Consider the following 17,053-nt stretch of genomic DNA (forward strand, 5'->3'; position numbering starts at 1 on the left):
TAGAATGAAAGAAGAGGTGATGAAATGAAAGTGTATCCGTTTATTTGGAAATGGTTTATCGTTTGGTATTTCATAGGTTTAGTTTTAGTCGGATTCGATCTCCTTCCTTCGTGGTTGGAGTGGGCAAACCCTGTCTTTTTATGGCTCGCCGGTGCAATTGGAGGCACGATTCTATACAACGGGATCCGACAAGGCGTTTGGATTGTCCCATTTATTTTTTTCGGGTCAATCGCAGTCGAGACGCTCGGTGTAAAAACCGGATTCCCCTTCAGTGAATACGTGTATGCCGAGGCGTTCGGTCCGACCATTTTCGGCGTTCCGGTCACCATCGGTGCTGCATGGCTTGCCGTCATCGGTTCAAGTTTTGCCGTGGCACGTCTGTTCACATTCCGCAACAAGACATTATGGCTCGTCCCGATTCTTGCGGTTTGGCTTGATATGGCAATCGACCCGGTTGCTGCAAACGTGAAAGGTTATTGGGAATGGGCAAACGACGGGTTATATTACGATATTCCAACGCAAAACTTTATTGGATGGTTCGGATTATCTCTCCTCTTTTCATGGTTGCTGCAGCGCCATGAACGAGCAATCGACTCGTTGTTTATCCAACACGGCGTGTATTTGTTCGTCATGCTCCATGCGCTCTTTGGTGTCACAGCCGTCAACGCCGGTCTTTACGGGATTGGAATCCTCAGCGTCTTCACGTCCGGGGTAATGCTACTTGAAAGGAGAAGTCGCAATGATCGAGTCACACAAAAAGAAATGGTTCAATAATCTGTTCTCGACGTTTGTGCGAGAGCGTCAGATTCGCCCGACGTTCCATAATATCTTCATCCGAACAGACGATGTTCCGATTCCAGGGTTATTTTTAAGTACACATAGCGCCTGGTGGGACGGTCTCATCATGTATATGATTAACGAACATTTTTTAAGGCACGACATTCATGTATTGATGGACGAGGATGGACTGCACCGCTTCCCGTTCTTTCGACATCTCGGTGCCTTCTCTGTAAAAAAAGGCAGTTTATCTGATGTGCGAGCATCCCTTGCATATGCAAACGAATTGCTCACATCCGGAAAATCCGTGTGGATGTTTCCTCAAGGTCGAGAGATGCCACAGGAGCAGCGTCCCGTTGAAATCGAATCCGGAGCGACACTGCTACTGAACGACCGCCCCATTCAGTTATGTGCTATGTATTATTCGTTTGAAAAACATGCTGAACCGATTGTGTACGTCCGCTTTCGGAAGTACGCCGTGACCTCGACGTCGCGGCGATCACAAAAACAAGAAATCGCGCAAGCACTTGAAGGGCTTTATGACGATGTGAGACAAGACGTCATCAACCGTTCTGGAGCATACACGCCACTCTTTCAACCACGTCGTAACCTTGCCGAATGGACAGAAGCGATGCTCCGACTCGGGAGGGGACGCTCATGATCTTATGGATCGCCACCCTTTCGATGCTCATCTTCACCGTCATTAACCTGCTTTTTTTAAGACCGCTCGCAAACCCAGGACATACACCAGCGACAGCTGTCTGCATTCCGATGCGAAACGAGTCTCGACATGTCGACCGACTCATTTCCAATCTAAAGCAGTCGATACCGGAAGGGACACATGTCTACATATATGAAGATCGCTCCGAAGACGATACATTCGAAAAGTTGACTCTTGCCATTGCGGACGATTCTCGTTTCACGATGATTCATGGTGTTCCCTTACCTAGTGACTGGTCCGGGAAGGTACATGCCTGCCATCAACTAGGAACGCGCACGACCGAACCGTACCTTCTGTTTTTAGATGCGGATGTCACGATCGATCCAAGCTTTATCGCACGTATGCACGCTACGCTCGCCCGCGAACAGGCCGTCTTTTTATCAGGATTCCCTCAATTTCCAACGTCGACATTTCTGGGGAAATTGTTGATTCCGATGCAACATGTTCTCATCGCCCAACATCTGCCTTTGTTTTGGCGTAAAGTGAAACATCCGGCATTTGCGGCAGCAAATGGGATGAACGTACTCGTCGAACGCATCAGTTATGAAGCAGTTGGCGGACATGCTTCGATTCGAACATCGTTGATTGATGATATCGATTTGTGCCGAACGTTCAAACGGCATAAAAAAGTCACATCACTCGTCCAAGTCTCCCCGTTCATCTCCTGCGACATGTATGAGACGAACGAAGAAGTCTGGACCGGGTTTTCAAAAAACGTATTCAAGGGAATGAATGAATCAGTAGGACTCGCCTTGTACTTTATGACGTATTATGGCATCCAGTTGACCGCCATGCTCGCATGGATATTTTCACCAAGTTGGCAAACGGTCAGTGCGGCACTCTTCGTGCTCCTTGCGCGCCTCGCTGTCGATGTGAAGTCAAATGGATCTGGTTCATGGTTACATCCACTCAGTTTAATCGCTTATTTAATCTTACTCGGAAACGCCGTCATCCGAAAATGGAGACGGTTGCCTATCACTTGGAAAGGTCGTCACTATTCTTAAACACACGTCTTAAGGGGGACATATGTATGAAACAGATTATTGTGGTTGGTGCCGGACTAGGCGGACTCAGCGCTGCCGTCACGCTTGCTGCCCGTGGCTATGATGTCACAGTTATTGAAAAAAATGAACATGTCGGTGGAAAACTCATGCCTGTCATCACTGACGGTCACCGGTTTGACTTCGGCCCGAATACGATTACGATGCCGGATGTATTTCGCTCAGTCATCCGAAACAGCGGAGCCAATCCGGATGACTATTTTGAGTTGATCAAACTCGAGCAACATACCGTCAATCATTTTTCAGATGGCTCATCGTTCACTTTTAGTACGGACCGGGCACAACTTGAAGCAGAAGTCCGTCGATTGACCGGTGATCAAATGAAGCAAAATCAAATACACGCTTACTTAGATGAGGCAGAGAAGCTGTTCCGGATCGCGAATGAACGTTTCTTTACGCGGATGGAGACAAAATTAGACCCTGGTCTCTGGGCGGACATGGTCAAAGTACACCCGCTCCAAAGCTTGCATGCCCTCCATAAGAAATACTTTAAAGACCCACGAATCATCCAGTCCCTTGATCGCTATGCAACATATATCGGAAGTAGTCCATACGTGACACCCGGCACCTTCGCTCTCATCTCACATTTAGAGTTGAATGAAGGCGTCTACTTCGCAAAAGGTGGCAACTGGAATATCGCAAAAGGTTTCGCTAAGCGGGCGAGTGAACTCGGGGTAACATTCCGTCTCGGACATGAAGTGACGAAGATTGAGGTGTTGAATGGAAAAGCACATGAGGTCGTCGTCGATGATGAGGAAGTCATCTCTTGTGACGCCGTTCTTCTTAACGGGGAGTTGCTCACTCAATATCCACGACTCGTCGCCGCGAAAGACCGCCCTTCCTTCCCGGTCCCGACACGAGACACGGTGGAACCGTCAATTTCTGCGTTCGTCTTGATGATCGGGTTATCGAAGCGATTGAATCTTGCCCATCATAACGTCTATTTCGCTGACGACTACGAACGAGAATTTCGGGCACTCTTTCAAGAAGCACGATATGCAGATGAGCCGACCATCTATATATCAAATTCGTCCGCGACCGATCCATCCATGGGCGAGGCGGGCGACAATCTGTTCATCCTCGTCAACGCCCCCGCCCACCTGACCGAAATCGATGCCGTTACGTATGAACATCTGATTCGTCGTCGTTTGCGTGAATTCGGTGTGGATTGGAACGATGAGGAGGTCCTCTATCATAAAAGAGTGACGCCCCAAGACTTGACCCGTGATTTTTATGCGTACTATGGCGCACTTTATGGTACATCGGCCAACTCGAAAAAAGGAGCCTTTTTCCGACCAGCTGCTCGGTCGACAGACGTGTCGAACATCTGGTTCGCAGGTGGTTCGACCCATCCAGGAGGCGGTAGCCCGATGGTCACGCTTTCAGGACAATTCGCTGCGCGCTCGATGTTAGAGGACATACCTCTGACAATATGAACATTTTGTGAACGTGAGTTTCGACACTTGTCGACAAGTGAGAGACGTGATAATATCATATTCGAGTTCAAACAGTTTTGTAACGTTTGTTACACCTGTAGCGATCGAATGGCTTCCCCGAGCCAAATCGCGTTTTGAACTTGTCACACCCGAGAAAGTGATGAGCGAGTTTCCCCACTCGTATCCCGTAGTTGAAACAGCTTGCGTATGATGTTCCCCCTTAGTCCATCAAGCATCCTGTTTCAGCGAAGATGTCCCAATGATTCATTCCCCATGAATCCCGGCACATCTTTAGGGCTTCATCACAAATCGATTCATTCATTTCCCCGATGAATGAATCACATAACGCTTACGCCACTTTTGGTCCCCCGCCAAAAGTGGTTTTTTTTGCGCAAAAAAAACTGTAGACGCATGAAGCGCCTACAGCTATCTTGACATCTTATAGTTTTGCTAATAATTTCCCTTTTTGTAAAGTTGATACGTACGCCCGTTTTGTGAAGACATCGTATTGATTTGCCCGCGCTGCATCTAAAATCCCCTCATAGAGAAGAGCTGCCGCCTGCACCGGTTTTCGGCTCGCAAGTGGATACAGATGATGGGTTGCTCGGGCTCGCTCATACAAGGACTCTGCTCGAGTCGCCATCGCCTCCCATAATTCGATAAAGGAAGGCGTCACTTCATGTTGGCGCATTTTCTCTTCACTCACACCGTATTGTCGCATCATCGTACGTGGTAAATAGATTCGATCCCGATTCAAGTCTTCTCCGACATCTCGTAAAATATTCGTTAATTGCATCGCGATACCAAGGTCGATAGCGCCTTGTCTTAACTGAAGTTTTGTCTCAGCGTCTTGATTCGGGACAAGAATCGGGAGAAGCATCAGACCGACTGTACTGGCCGCATAATAACTATATTGTTCGGTCTCTTCGAGTGTCTCATACCGCGACTTATGTAAATCCCATTTCATGCCTTCTGCCAACTCGAAGAAAGGGTCGACGTCCATCTCATAGCGCTTCCATACATCTCGAAGGGCGACCCATAACGCTTCATCTTGATCATAATCGGCTAAAAAACGGTCGAAATCATGCAAAAATGCTGCCAAACTCTCTTCTGGACGGTCTGATTCATCGACCGCATCGTCGAGTGTCCGACAGAATGTGTAAACAGCCATGACCGCCTGCCGATCTGGTTTTGAGAGCAAAGAGAAGGCCCGATAAAAAGTCAACGAGCCCTTCTTCATGATTTCCTCACATTGACGATACGCTTCTTGTGTCGTCACGATGTATTGCCCCCATTTCTTCTTCCATTTTTTTCACGAGTAATTGTGACCCAATCATGACAATCGGTACACCGCCACACGGATGGACGGATGCCCCCACCGCATAGAGACGCTCGATTTTCGAAAATGGTCTCGCCTGTGGTTTGAAGGCGGCTGACTGAGATAACTTTGGTGCAATCCCAAAGCTTCCTCCTTCAAACAAACCGAATCGCTCGGCATCCATTGGCGTACGAACTTTCATCTCGATGACTCGTTCACGAAAATCAGGCAACAGTACTTCGATTCGTCCTACTAGATGATCGATTGTTCCTTGGGCTTCAATATCTTCACGTTCTAATTTACGTGGAACCGGGACGAGGACATACAACACACTCGTTCCATCCGGAGCCAGTGTTTCATCCATGCGAGATGGATTGAACGTATACATTGCCGGATACTCACTTAGTTTACCATCCTCAAAGATGGTTCGCATCGATCCCTCGAAATCATTCGGTAAATCAAATTGATGAATTGGCAAATCAAGTTCACCTTTGACAGTGAAGTAGAGGAGTAACGTACCACTTGATGGTTCATACGCTTTCGGTGTCACCCCGTCAACGAGCCGCTCCATGAGCGGGAAGTCACCGTTCACGATGACTGCATCATAAGGGACATATTCGTCATTGACCGTGACGCCGTTCGCCACCCCGTCCGTGACGTGCACACGATTGACAGTAGCGTTCATCACGAAGCGGACACCTCGCCGTTTTAATTCATTCTCCATTGTCGTTGCGAGCGAGAAATATCCTCCTTTTACGTACCAGACCCCTTCTTCCTGTTCACGATAAGGGATGAGTCCATATAAAGAAGGAGTCGCATAAGGGTTCCCACCGATATAAAGGGTTTGTAAGCTATAGGCGACACGTAAGCGTTCATCTTCAAAGAAACGTTTCATGTTCCCATGGGCCGACTCATATGCTTTTAACCGCATGAGGAGGAGTAACAGTTTAGGTTCGAACAACTCTGTTTTTGATGCGTAGCTACGATCTAAAAACGTATTGAACCCAATTTGATACTCTTCTTTCTTTTGAGACATATAACGACGGAACGCATCTCCCTCACCGAAAGTTCGTTCGATTTCATCAGCCTGACGCTCGATATCTCGATACTTGTAAAATGACGTACCATCTTGATAGCGCAAACGGTAGAGTGGGTCGACTTCAAGCAATTCCACTTCATCCTCAGATAAACCCGCTTCGATTAATTGTTGCTTTAATTTACTCGGTAACAAGACGATCGTCGGACCTTCGTCGACTTTCGCCCCATTTTCAAATTCAACGTAATTCAGTCGTCCACCGACACGCGCTTCTTTTTCGTAAATCGTGATATGAAGCGATGGATTTCGTTTCGTCAACAACAGAGCGGCGTAGAGTGACCCAACCCCGGCCCCCACAAAACTGATGTTCATCGGCCGACACCTGCCCGCTCACGTAATAGATTCGTCGTGATTCGTGCCGATTCAAAGATTGTCGGAAGTCCGCTTCCAGGGTGAGTTCCACCCCCGACAAGCCACACGTTGTCGAGCTCTTCGAATTGGTTATGCGGGCGAAAATACATCATTTGCGATAAATTATGTCCTAGATTGAACGTTGCTCCTTCGTACACTCCAAACGTTTCCCAATCCTCTGGGGTCAGCGTTTCCATCACCTCGATGTGCTGACGAATATGACGATAAGGCGAACGCGTTTCAAGAGCGTCAAGTACACGTTCTGTCATCGTCGCTTGCAATTCTTTCCATGGTAGACCGGATAAGTTGTTCGGTACCGGTACGAGGACGTAGAGCGAGGATTTACCTGTAGGTGCAAGTGTCGGGTCGATACGTGAGGCATTCTGTACATAAAACGAAAAATCCTCACTCAACTTCAACTCTTTTGTCATCTCTTTGACGTTCATTTCATAATCGTCCGCAAAATGAATCGAATGGTGTGCTACGTCCTCATATACGTGATCGATTCCAAGATAAAGCATAAATGTCGAGCACGAGTAACGTTTCTTCTTCAATTGAGTCGGACTCCACTTCGACAACTTGCCTTCCGGAACTAAAGAAGTCATCGCATGTGCAAAATCAGCACCGATCACTACTTCGTCGAACGCATAATGGACGCTTCCGGACACGAGACCTGTCACTTTCTTGTCGTCGATGAGCAGACGTTCCACCGGTTCGCCTAAACGAATGACTCCACCCTCTTCTTCAATCACGTTTGCCATCGCGTGACAAAGCTGATTCACTCCTCCGATCGGATGATGAACTCCATACGCATGCTCCATGTAAGATAAGATTGAAAAGCCACCTGGGCATTCCCAAGCAGACATACCTAAATATTTTGCTTGAAACGTGAACGCATATTTCAATTCTTCGCTCGTAAAGTATTCAGACAGGACATCATAAAGTGATTTACCAATGGAGAGAAAAGGAAGCGCCTTGAGCACTCGTAACGATACGTAGTCGGTCAATTTGTCGTGAGCGGTTTGCAAGACAGGCATCAACTTAGATAATTTAATCGCCTGTTCGCTCATGAAACGTTCGTATCCTTCCCCATTTCCAGGAAACTGCTCTTCAATCGCTTGATGCATTTGATCGCGGTCTGTTGTCATTGAGAGATGACGCGTCCCGCGGTCGAAGTACAAATCATACATCGGCTCAAGTCGTTTCATCTCGACATAGTCGTGTAAATCACGTCCAGTTTCTTCGAATATCTCTTCTAAAATATACGGCATATTTAAAAAAGTAGGTCCACGGTCAAACGTAAACTCGCCTACTTGAAGGCGCGATGTTCTTCCACCTACAAACGATTGCTTCTCAAATACAGTGACATCGACCCCACGATGCGCTAGTAGCATCGCAGCGGCCAAACCACCAGGTCCTGCTCCAATAACGGCAACTCTTTGTTTCGACACACTCAACAACTCCCTATGTGAATAGTCTCTTATGCTTCTCTATCATTATAGAAATGACTGGAGACAAGTTCAATTTTGAATCGGTTGATTGAGTAAATTTGCGCTTCCTCGCTCGGCGATAACGATATACCAAGATCCTTCTGGGATGAATGGGATAAACCGAATCTGTTCAAACCCTACTTCTTGCATCTGTTGACGCAATTTTGGGATTGTCGGAAGAGGATACAAATTGTCATGAAGCGTCATGAACGCATTGAACGCGGATGCGAAACGACCACCAAGAGCCGTCTCAGCAAGTGGTGTCACGAGGACAGCGACACCATTTTGATCCAATCGCTCCCTTAGTCGATCTAACAACTGAATCCGCTCTTCCGGTGAAAAGTAATAGAGCATATTGTTCATCATGACCGCATCGAACTGCTCTTCAGTTTTCCAATTCATGAAGTCAGCAACTTCGAAGTGAATATCATCACTCTCATCGCGCGATTTTGCCTCTTCAATAACATCCTCCTCTAAATCAATCCCCGTCAGTTCCCAACTCGGTTCGAGGGATTGTAATTTACGTAAATAGCCCCCGTGACCACAACCGATATCGAGCATTGATTGGACATTCGCTTGTCGTAATAACTGCTGCACAATCGGGAAAGCGACTGTTTCGACGAGCGTCGACGTCTTCGCGACAACTTGACCATGCTCGGCTCCATCGAACGTTTTCTGTTTACCTGACTCTAAAAAATCAGGATAGGCAATCAAGGCTGGGATATGGAGTTCCATCATCTCCTGTAACATAAACCCGATGCTACGTTCATCGGTACCGGATAATTGATATTTTAATCCCCGGGTCGGATAATAACGCCATCCCTTTTTCTTCAAATGGCGTACGGCGACCCCTACCTCTAACCAACGTTCTAACGCAAGTTGGGTCAATGGGCGTTTGAGTCGCAGGTTCATTTCAGCCATACTCGCCCCACCTTGCAGGGCATCGAATAATTCGAACTTATAGCCGATGTAACCGTGCCAGAGTGGTAAAAATGATTCCGTTTGCTTCATCCATTTTCGAGCATGTAAAACACGTGTCCATTCCATTAATTGTTGATCCATCGTTTCACCTCATCGTCATGATTACTGATTTTTTTTATTTTCCCCTAATAATTTGTCTACAAACAAAAAATTCCCACTTCGGTATGCGAAGTGGGAAAGTCTTATTGAATGAAACTGTTAAAGAATGATTGTCCGTATGGCAACGCGTAACCGATAAAAATCGTTGCGAGTGCAAACACGACAAATCCGCCGAACAAAGCGTTCGATGGTTTTTTCTTTTTGACTTTGACGAGCGTCATTTCACCGAAAATCAACGCCAGTAATCCAACCGTGATTTTCACATGATAGAACGTACCGCCTCCGTTCAATTGAAGGTAAAGATAAAGTCCTGTTCCAAACGCGATGAGTAACATGAGTCGAAACGCCATATGTGCGATTTTTCCACTCTTGTTGCCGTTCTTATAGCCGATGTAGGCCACGGCAAACAAAATAAGTAACAAAATCCAGCTCGTGACGTGCGTGTGCAAGAATGCAATTAGTGGCATTCAAGTGCCCCCCTTTATGATGTTTGTTCAGTCTTCATTGTACACGAATCATCTCATGAATGGTCAAGCGAACGCTTTAATCAAAAATATGAGTCACCCCTCCGAAAGGATGACTCATTTCATTATACTGGTGTCGTCTCCGCCTCTTGGACGGCAAACTCATAACTTGGAATTTCGACGATGAACGTCGAGCCTTTATGTTGAATCGATTCCACATGGATTTGACCGTTATGGCCTCGAACGATTTCCTGGCAAATTGGTAACCCAAGTCCAGTACCGCCGATTTCCCGACTGTCGGAATTATCGACACGATAAAACTTATCAAATAATCGGTCGAGCGCGTCGCTCGGAATTCCGATTCCTTCATCCATCACTTTGATAGACACGATTTGTTCATGATGCTCAAGCTCCACTGTGATCTTTCCTCCACGCGGAGAATACTTCACGGCGTTCGACAACAGGTTACTCATCAATTGTTTAAATTTTTGACAATCGACAAACAATTCATATGGCTGCAAATCATCAGCAATCAACTCAAATTTATGTTTCAGAGAAGAGGCTTCATAAAATGTCAGCATGTCTCGAACGACCGGCTCAATATCGAGTTGCTCCCGGTCATACATTTGACTACCGGATTCCATACGTTGAACATCGAGGAAGTCGTTGACAAGATGCGTCAGGCGTTCCGTCTCGGCATGGATGGTTTCCAAGTATTTTGCTTGCTTTTCATTTGGCAGTTGCTTCTTCACCATCAATTCCGTGAATCCATAGATGGATGAGAGCGGTGTCCGTAATTCATGAGAAATGGTTGAGATAAACTCACTCTTCAATCGCTCGGCCTCTGTCTCGCTCGTAATATCCCGGAATACGAGAAGGGTCCCTTTCGAAAGCCCTCCGACGATGATTCTTTCCGCATACATTTGCAAGTTCATTTCGCCTTTGCGAATCGAGAAGCTTACACTGTCATGCGGGAAGTCTTCAGTAAACAATCGGTTTGTATATTTCATAAAGTCTTCTGCCTGGTCGACGGTCTCGACAAGACGATGGCGCCATTCTTCCCATGATTCTTCCTCAAGGTCGAGCGAACTGACCTCACTTAATTCAGGGAACATCTCATAAAGTGGTCGGTTGACGAATACATCATCGGTCGCATGTTCGATATAGACGACCGCTTCCCGAATCGAGTCAAGGATACGTTCCGTCTTCCCTTTTTCGCGCTTCATCTCTTCAAATAGACGCATCCGTAAGAGCGAAAGCGAGAGTTGACGGGCGAATGACATGATGTCGCCCATCTGTGTTTGGGTGAACCGATCTTTATAGCGGACAAGATAAATGAACGCGATAATCGAATCGTCAGTAGGGTCATTGACGGGTACCGCAGTCTCAAACATGTAATACGGATACGGCAGTGGGTGATCACTTGCAACTTGTTTCGACGAATGAACCGTCGTCTTCAAGCTCATCGCACGTGTCAGCACCGAGTTCTCGCTGTCGAGCAACTGGCGAGTCAACGTCTCATTCAAGCCATGGCTCGTCACTTTAAAGTTTTCAGCTTCATCAACGAAGACGAGCGCACCAACCTCTGAATCGGTGATTGTCACAAGTTTTTCGATAATCTCAGGATAAGCAGTGAGCGAGTCACGTGACGCAAGCGTCTCCGTCAACTCATTTCGATATGCAAGATGTTGTTCATTTTGTTGTGTCTGTTCTAAAATTTCTTCTAACTCCTGTTGTTGTGCCTGCAGTTCTTCTTGTTGCGCAATCAACTCTTCCTGTTGCGCTTGTAACTCGTGGTTCTTTTCAATCAAATGACGTTCATTGTCACGAAGTGTCTCGGCCATCTTATGGAACGAACGAGACATCGTACCAATCTCATCTTCCCGTTTCATTTGGTCGCTTAAATCAACAATTTCACCCTTCAACAAGCGGTTTGAGGCGTTTGAGAGTCGTGAAATTAAGCGTGTTTGACGACGGAGGAACGGTTGGACAAACAATAAAATCAATGCGGCAAATGAGGCGATGCTCATCATCCACAAGAATTGAAGAATGTTATTATTTTGATGCCATTCTGCATAGACGGTCTCTTTTTCAGATGCCATCAGGTCTCGATAGTTCTCAAGAGACGATTCGACTTCATCGATTGGTCCTAAGATGTCGATGCCTCGGTCAGGATTAAATTGAACGAGTCCTTGCTCAATCAAACGCTGTGCCGTCGGGAGTTCGGCAATGGTTTTTGCATCAATAAACGTTTCAGTGATTTCACCATCTTGTTGTGCTTGTGCGTATTCGTAAGTCACTGGGATGACGACGTCATAATAAAAGTTATGGAACTGTTGAAGGTCCTCTGCGAACAGTTGACCCTGACGACTCTGCACTTGTGTCTTGAACCAATTGATTTCTTGTTGGAACTTCGCCTCGTTCGCGCTCGCGCGTTCGAGCGTTTCAGTATCACCAAATAAGAGATAGCCACGCGTATCATACTGATCGGCTTGCCACTCGTCCCAAAGTACCGTCAGACGGTCGACGCGCTCGTCGACCTGACGCAGTTTGGCCTCATTCGCCTCTAGTCGGTTCTCGATATAGACATATGTCAACACCGAACCTACCAACGCGATAACGAGGAACGAATAGAGGACGACCATGATGTCACGTCCGAGTTTTTGTTTAAACCACCTTTTCAATTCACGATGCCTCCTATGATTTTGACAAGTTCAAGTGGGCTGAACGGTTTTGAAATGAAGTAGTCGACGCCAATCTCATTCGCGCAATCACGGTCAGATTGTTGGCTTTTCGCTGTCAACATCATCACTTTCGTATGCTGTCGCCCCGGTAACTTTCTTACTTTTTCAATAACTTCAAGCCCAGTCATACCGGGCATCATATGGTCCACAATGACCAAATCATATTCATTTTTTTCAATCAATCGATAGGCTTCTAGTCCATCCTGCGCCTCGTCGATTTCATACCCTTCATCTTCTAATGTATCCATTACGAGCATTCGTAGTACTTCTTCGTCTTCTGCAAGCAAGATTTTAACCATAATCGTTCCTCCATTTTTTATCCCATTTATCTATTTTAACGGATTTGTAATTGTTACACAAAATAAAAAGACGTACGAAACATATCTTCGTACGTCTTTTACCGAATCACCTGACCGTAAAACCTATATTCTGTTTATACGACCTCTTTTTCAGCAAACTGACTGTTGTAAAGATTTTCATAAAATCCGCCTGCTTCTAGTAATGACTCATGCGTTCCTTGTTCAATGACACGACCTTGGTCCATGACCAAAATTAAATCAGCGTCTTTAATCGTCGACAACCGATGTGCGATGACAAAACTCGTTCGGCCGTCCATCAACCGTTTCATCGCCTGTTGAATCAAAATCTCGGTGCGCGTGTCTACACTTGATGTTGCTTCGTCCAAAATCATAATAGGTGGGTTCGAAAGTACCGCTCGCGCGATGGTCAGTAATTGTTTTTGTCCTTGTGAGATGTTATTCGCTTCCTCATTTAAGACTGTGTCATATCCATCCGGCAACGTCCGAATGAATGAATCGGCATGTGCCGTCTTCGCTGCATTCACAACTTCCATCTCTGTCGCACCCGTTTTACCGTAAGCGATATTGTCACGGATTGTCCCGTTGAAGAGCCACGTGTCTTGCAATACCATGCCAAACGTATGTCGCAAATCGTGCCGCGACATTTGTCGTGAATCTTTCCCATCGATTAATATTTCGCCTCCATTCAATTCATAGAAGCGCATGAGTAGATTGATGAGCGTCGTTTTTCCGGCGCCCGTCGGCCCGACGATGGCCACTGTTTGTCCCGTCAACACATCGAGGTTCATATCTTGAATGAGCAGGTCCTCCCCATATCCGAAGTCGACATGACGGAACGTAACATTTCCTTCCGCGCGTTCTAAGCGGTAAGTCGTCACATCCTTCACTTCTTCCTCTTCATCCAATAGTTCAAATACGCGTTCCGCAGCAGCGACCGTCGACTGGACGATATTTGCGATGTTCGCCGTTTGAGTAATCGGTTGAGTGAACTGTCTCGTATATGTGATAAACGCCTGGATATCCCCAATCGAGATAGTGCGTTGTGTCACGAGAATCCCGCCAACGACACTAATCAACACATAGCTGATGTTCCCGATGAACATCGTCATCGGCATGATGATTCCGGAGATGAATTGCGCTTTTCGTCCGGCATCATAGAGTTCCTCATTCACTTCTTCGAATTCACGAACAGCCGTCTCTTCTCGACCGAACGCCTTGACGACGGCGTGTCCAGTGTACATTTCCTCTACATGACCGTTCAATCGTCCAAGATTTCGCTGTTGATCCGAAAAATATTGTTGCGATCGTTTTAAAATAGGTCGAATCGCAAAGATAGTGAGCGGTAAGGACACAAGGGAGATGACCGTCAAAAGCGGACTGATCGACAACATCATAATTAAAATCCCAATGATGGTGACAATCGATGTAATAAATGACGTCACACTTTGTTGAAGCGTGCTCCCAATCAAGTCAATATCGTTCGTGACACGACTAAGTGTCTCCCCATTCGAGCGTCCATCATAATATTTGAGTGGCAGTCTTTCTAGTTTTTTATTGACGTCCTCCCTAAGATCATACACTGTTTTTTGGGCCACACCAGACATCAAATATTGTTGAACGTAGTTGAACAGACTGCTGATGACATAGAGACCAGCGAGTAAGGACAAAATTTGTCCGATTCGTGTAAAGTCAATCTCTGCATCAGGTACTCCCGTGAATTTTGCATAGGCACCCTCAAACAGTTCCGTGATGGCGATCCCCATAATTTTCGGACCGGCGATCATGAAAATCGTACTCAATATCGCAGCGATGAATACAGCTATCAGTGTATTTCGACGTGGTTTCAAATAAGCAAGAAGGCGATGGAACGTGACTTTGAACGCCTTCGGCTTTTCACCCATCATCATCATGTTCCCACCGCCGGGACCTCCAGGACCGCCGTGTCCGCCATGAGTTTGTCGTGTATTTCCTTGTTTCTCACTCATGCGATCTCCTCCTCAGACAATTGCGACTTCACGATTTCTTGATATACCGCATTATTCGCAAACAATTCTTCATGTGTCCCAATCCCGGCTACTTTACCTTCTTCTAGCACAATAATCCGATCAGCATCTATGATTGTGCTAACGCGTTGCGCGACAATCAATACTGTCGCGGTTCTTGTTTCATCTTTCAATGCTTTTCGCAATGCGGCGTCCGTTTTGTAGTCAAGTGCCGAAAAGCTGTCATCGAATACGTATAAATCCGGTTTTCGAACGAGCGCACGCGCAATCGAGAGGCGTTGTTTTTGTCCACCCGACACGTTCGACCCACCTTGCTCAATCATCGACTCATAACGGTCTGGCATCTTCTCGATAAAGTCACTCGCCTGTGCAATCGAGGCCGCATGTATGACTTCTTCAGCTGTCGCATCGGCTTTTCCGTATCGAATGTTCTCTGCAATCGTTCCAGTGAACAGAAGCGCTTTTTGTGGGACGAACCCGATTTTCGAGCGAAGGTCTTCTTGGGAAACGGATTGAACATCCACACCGTTCACAAGGATATGACCTGACGTCACGTCATAAAACCGTGGAATCAAGTTGACGAGCGTCGACTTCCCAGACCCTGTCCCACCAATCACCGCTGTGACTTCTCCCGGATTTGCTGAAAAACTCACATCGGATAGCGCTGGTTCTTCAGCGCCCGGATAAAAGAACGTGACATGGTCAAAGACGAGCGTGCCTTGTTCAACGTCCGCAGTCATCGTTCCGTCATCAACTAGTGACGGTTTCATCTCGAGCACTTCGTTGATCCGGTTCGCAGACACCGATGCACGCGGAATCATAATAAACATGACAGACGCCATGACGAGTGCAAACATGATTTGCATCACGTATTGAATGAACGCCATTAAATCCCCGATTTGCATGGCCCCATTGTCAATCCGGATGCCACCGAACCATATGACACCGACGACCGTCAAGTTCATCACAAGCATCATAATAGGCATAAGGAACGCCATGATCTGGTTTACTTTGATTGACACATCTGTCAATTGTTCATTCGCTTCTGTCATGCGGACTTGCTCTTCTTTTTCACGATTGAATGCCCGAATGACACGAATACCCGTTAGATTTTCTCGGAGGACGAGATTTAAGCGATCCAATCGCTTCTGCACTTTCTTAAATAGCGGCATGGCCTTCCAAAAAATCAAGAAAATTGAGATGACGAGCACTGGCATAGCTGCCACAATCACAAGGGACAATTTCGCATCTTTTGAAGTAGCCATAATTAATCCACCGACAAACATGATTGGCGCACTTACAACCATCCGAAGCATCATGATGATCACTTGTTGTACTTGTGTGATATCGTTCGTCGTCCGAGTGATCAATGAGGCCGTTCCGACGCGATCGAACTCTTCAAGAGAGAATCGCTCAACATGATTAAAGACGCGTCTCCGTAAGTCACGACCAAATCCCATCGCTGCTTTCGATGAATAAAAACTGGCCACGACGGCTGCGATGGCTCCAAGTCCCGTCACACCTAGCATGATACCTCCCATTTGCCAAATATATCCTGTTTCACCCGTCACGACCCCATTATCAATGATGTCTGCCATTAACGTTGGTAAAAATAAATCTGCCAACGATTGCGCGAACACAAACAACAAGACCATCAGAACGGCCCACTTATAACTAATGAGACGTTTCAACAACTTAATCATGACGGCATCCTCCTTCACAGTCTGTGAACCCTTCATTTAACCCATCTGCAATCTGTTGATGGGCTTCAATCATATGATGATACGTACCTTCATTTAGACGAGATAAGATTTGATTCAATTGTTGCTCGGTCCCTTCTTCTTGTTGCTCAATATCCTCAATCAAACGTTTGCCCGATGTATCAATCGTCAACACGACCTCCCGACGATTGTCGGGATTGATGTCCCGACGAATCAGTCCTTTCTCCACGAGACCATCGAGCGATTGACTCAACGTGCTCTTTGGCATCTTTGTCCGTTGAACTAGTTCCTTTTGCGAAATCGCTCCCTGTTCATTTAACATCATCAGTCCATGAAGTTGAGGTAGGGTGAGGTCATTTTGTTGTGCCGTTTGATGCATCAAACGAATTAAAACACGCTGTACACGCCAAAAGGATTGCATCATTTCCCGTGCCCGCGTTGTATTCGTCTCGGTCATACTCGTTCACTCCT

General features: G+C 46.5%; 14 protein-coding genes. 4 read left to right on the forward strand and 10 right to left on the reverse strand.

What is annotated here, in order from left to right:
• The first annotated feature begins 24 nt into the window (after nucleotides 1-24).
• From P400_RS0113095 to P400_RS0113110, 4 genes are read left to right on the forward strand one after another with little or no spacing between them, the layout of a single operon-like run.
• Entirely contained in the window at nucleotides 25-774 is a 750-nt protein-coding gene (locus tag P400_RS0113095; protein WP_026826635.1) for a carotenoid biosynthesis protein, read from the forward strand.
• The gene (locus P400_RS0113100) at nucleotides 740-1,438 is read left to right on the forward strand and encodes a lysophospholipid acyltransferase family protein (protein WP_026826636.1); all 699 of its coding nucleotides are present in this window, start codon (nucleotides 740-742) and stop codon (nucleotides 1,436-1,438) included. Before P400_RS0113095 ends, P400_RS0113100 begins: the two co-directional genes overlap by 35 nt.
• Entirely contained in the window at nucleotides 1,435-2,502 is a 1,068-nt protein-coding gene (locus P400_RS0113105; RefSeq protein WP_026826637.1) for a glycosyltransferase, read from the forward strand. The genes P400_RS0113100 and P400_RS0113105 overlap by 4 nt, the downstream gene beginning before the upstream one ends.
• A 26-nt stretch (nucleotides 2,503-2,528) precedes the next feature.
• Entirely contained in the window at nucleotides 2,529-3,995 is a 1,467-nt protein-coding gene (locus P400_RS0113110; protein ID WP_026826638.1) for a phytoene desaturase family protein, read from the forward strand.
• A 439-nt stretch (nucleotides 3,996-4,434) separates the two neighbouring features.
• Here P400_RS0113110 and P400_RS0113115 read toward each other — a convergent pair whose 3' ends face one another.
• The 10 genes from P400_RS0113115 to P400_RS0113160 form a co-directional block, all read right to left on the reverse strand.
• On the reverse strand, nucleotides 4,435-5,274 hold the full coding sequence (locus P400_RS0113115; protein WP_084483612.1) for a phytoene/squalene synthase family protein: 840 nt from the start codon (nucleotides 5,272-5,274) through the stop codon (nucleotides 4,435-4,437).
• Nucleotides 5,243-6,721, reverse strand: coding sequence for a phytoene desaturase family protein (locus P400_RS0113120; protein ID WP_026826640.1), 1,479 nt, complete (start codon nucleotides 6,719-6,721; stop codon nucleotides 5,243-5,245). The genes P400_RS0113115 and P400_RS0113120 overlap by 32 nt, the downstream gene beginning before the upstream one ends.
• Nucleotides 6,718-8,211 (reverse strand): phytoene desaturase family protein, encoded by a 1,494-nt coding sequence (locus P400_RS0113125; RefSeq protein ID WP_026826641.1) that lies wholly within the window; start codon nucleotides 8,209-8,211, stop codon nucleotides 6,718-6,720. Before P400_RS0113125 ends, P400_RS0113120 begins: the two co-directional genes overlap by 4 nt.
• Nucleotides 8,212-8,280: 69 nt before the next feature.
• The gene (locus P400_RS0113130; protein WP_026826642.1) at nucleotides 8,281-9,312 is read right to left on the reverse strand and encodes a class I SAM-dependent methyltransferase; all 1,032 of its coding nucleotides are present in this window, start codon (nucleotides 9,310-9,312) and stop codon (nucleotides 8,281-8,283) included.
• 101 nt (nucleotides 9,313-9,413) lie between these two features.
• Nucleotides 9,414-9,797, reverse strand: coding sequence for a YisL family protein (locus P400_RS0113135; RefSeq protein WP_026826643.1), 384 nt, complete (start codon nucleotides 9,795-9,797; stop codon nucleotides 9,414-9,416).
• A 122-nt stretch (nucleotides 9,798-9,919) separates the two neighbouring features.
• Nucleotides 9,920-12,478: a sensor histidine kinase gene (locus tag P400_RS0113140; RefSeq protein WP_026826644.1), complete on the reverse strand. Its 2,559-nt coding sequence runs from the start codon at nucleotides 12,476-12,478 to the stop codon at nucleotides 9,920-9,922.
• Nucleotides 12,475-12,837 carry a response regulator gene (locus tag P400_RS0113145; RefSeq protein ID WP_026826645.1) on the reverse strand — a complete coding sequence of 121 codons (363 nt, stop codon included), beginning with the start codon at nucleotides 12,835-12,837 and terminating at the stop codon, nucleotides 12,475-12,477. Before P400_RS0113145 ends, P400_RS0113140 begins: the two co-directional genes overlap by 4 nt.
• Nucleotides 12,838-12,971: 134 nt before the next feature.
• On the reverse strand, nucleotides 12,972-14,843 hold the full coding sequence (locus P400_RS0113150; protein ID WP_026826646.1) for an ABC transporter ATP-binding protein: 1,872 nt from the start codon (nucleotides 14,841-14,843) through the stop codon (nucleotides 12,972-12,974).
• A complete protein-coding gene (locus P400_RS0113155; protein WP_026826647.1) occupies nucleotides 14,840-16,564 on the reverse strand; it encodes an ABC transporter ATP-binding protein in 1,725 nt (574 codons plus the stop codon). Before P400_RS0113155 ends, P400_RS0113150 begins: the two co-directional genes overlap by 4 nt.
• Nucleotides 16,557-17,039, reverse strand: a complete 483-nt coding sequence (locus P400_RS0113160; RefSeq protein ID WP_026826648.1) for a MarR family winged helix-turn-helix transcriptional regulator — start codon at nucleotides 17,037-17,039, stop codon at nucleotides 16,557-16,559. Before P400_RS0113160 ends, P400_RS0113155 begins: the two co-directional genes overlap by 8 nt.
• Nucleotides 17,040-17,053 lie beyond the last annotated feature (14 nt).

The sequence above is a fragment of the Exiguobacterium marinum DSM 16307 genome, assembly GCF_000620845.1.
Taxonomy (GTDB): domain Bacteria; phylum Bacillota; class Bacilli; order Exiguobacteriales; family Exiguobacteriaceae; genus Exiguobacterium; species Exiguobacterium marinum.

Bases quoted from the DNA above. Each gene is read 5' to 3' on its own strand.
- P400_RS0113145 (WP_026826645.1), bottom strand. From the start codon at position 12,837: ATGGTTAAAATCTTGCTTGCAGAAGACGAAGAAGTACTACGAATGCTC.
- P400_RS0113100 (WP_026826636.1), top strand. From the start codon at position 740: ATGATCGAGTCACACAAAAAGAAATGGTTCAATAATCTGTTCTCGACG.
- P400_RS0113130 (WP_026826642.1), bottom strand. From the start codon at position 9,312: ATGGATCAACAATTAATGGAATGGACACGTGTTTTACATGCTCGAAAA.
- P400_RS0113135 (WP_026826643.1), bottom strand. From the start codon at position 9,797: ATGCCACTAATTGCATTCTTGCACACGCACGTCACGAGCTGGATTTTG.
- P400_RS0113105 (WP_026826637.1), top strand. From the start codon at position 1,435: ATGATCTTATGGATCGCCACCCTTTCGATGCTCATCTTCACCGTCATT.
- P400_RS0113110 (WP_026826638.1), top strand. From the start codon at position 2,529: ATGAAACAGATTATTGTGGTTGGTGCCGGACTAGGCGGACTCAGCGCT.
- P400_RS0113155 (WP_026826647.1), bottom strand. From the start codon at position 16,564: ATGATTAAGTTGTTGAAACGTCTCATTAGTTATAAGTGGGCCGTTCTG.
- P400_RS0113160 (WP_026826648.1), bottom strand. From the start codon at position 17,039: ATGACCGAGACGAATACAACGCGGGCACGGGAAATGATGCAATCCTTT.
- P400_RS0113150 (WP_026826646.1), bottom strand. From the start codon at position 14,843: ATGAGTGAGAAACAAGGAAATACACGACAAACTCATGGCGGACACGGC.
- P400_RS0113120 (WP_026826640.1), bottom strand. From the start codon at position 6,721: ATGAACATCAGTTTTGTGGGGGCCGGGGTTGGGTCACTCTACGCCGCT.
- P400_RS0113095 (WP_026826635.1), top strand. From the start codon at position 25: ATGAAAGTGTATCCGTTTATTTGGAAATGGTTTATCGTTTGGTATTTC.